At 64.6% G+C, this 731-nt stretch carries 1 protein-coding gene and 1 pseudogene; both read left to right on the top strand.

The annotated features are described in order from the left end of the window. On the top strand, nucleotides 1-360 hold a 360-nt coding region (locus tag AC1DD5_RS25730; protein ID WP_477523137.1), incomplete at its 5' end, for a TOBE domain-containing protein. Beyond that, nucleotides 357-731: pseudogene (locus tag AC1DD5_RS25725) on the top strand (hypothetical protein); the annotation flags it as partial. The gene AC1DD5_RS25730 and the pseudogene AC1DD5_RS25725, both read left to right, overlap by 4 nt.

Genomic DNA, 731 nt, shown 5'->3' with positions numbered 1-731 from the left:
CCCGATGTGTCGGCGGAAACGGCGAACCTGCGCGTGCGCCAACAGGCCATCCGGTTGGGCACTATCGACTCACTTGCCCCTGGAGAGATGGGTGTTGAAGGAGGCACGATTGCCGATGTCGAGTATGGGGGCGCCTCTGTCGATGTCGTGGTCAAGTTCGTCGATGGTCGGTCTGTCTCGAGCCGTATCCCACTCACGGGGGAGGGAGCGCACCGCTTCGAACCCGGTTCTCGAACCACCGTGATCTTCTCGGCCTGTGATGCCAAGCTCTTCCCCACCAGTCCGACCGGCTCGGCGGGAACCGGCCAGCCGGCGCACGACGATGTCGCGCTGGAGCAGAAAGCTGGGGCGGGCAGATGAGCGTTTCGGACATCCAGGTTTCCGATCACGGAACGGCTGGGCCCGGTCCAGGCGTTCCGTTCGCGCCGGGTGCGTCGCAGAAGCCGCGTTTCCGGGTTCGACCCGTCCATTTTTGGACCCTCGGGGTGGTGTTGTTCGTTGTCTTCGTCGGACTTCTGGTTCTGCGGCCGATCTACTTCATCGTCGACCGGTCGGCGCTGAACAACGGTTTCACCACAGCGTTCACTGATCCGTTCATCTGGCAGGCGATCGGGACCACGATCGTGCTCACGGTCGGGGCCGTGGTGCTGGCGCTGGTCGTCGGCACTGCCCTGGCCTGGTTCTCCCTGCGTCTTCCGCGAGGCCTGGGCTGGATGTCGGCGTTGCCCGTC

Source organism: Paenarthrobacter sp. 10L420 (genome assembly GCF_056395385.1).
The sequence above is the reverse complement of the archived record's forward strand: the minus strand, read 5'-3'. Positions and strand labels throughout refer to the sequence as shown.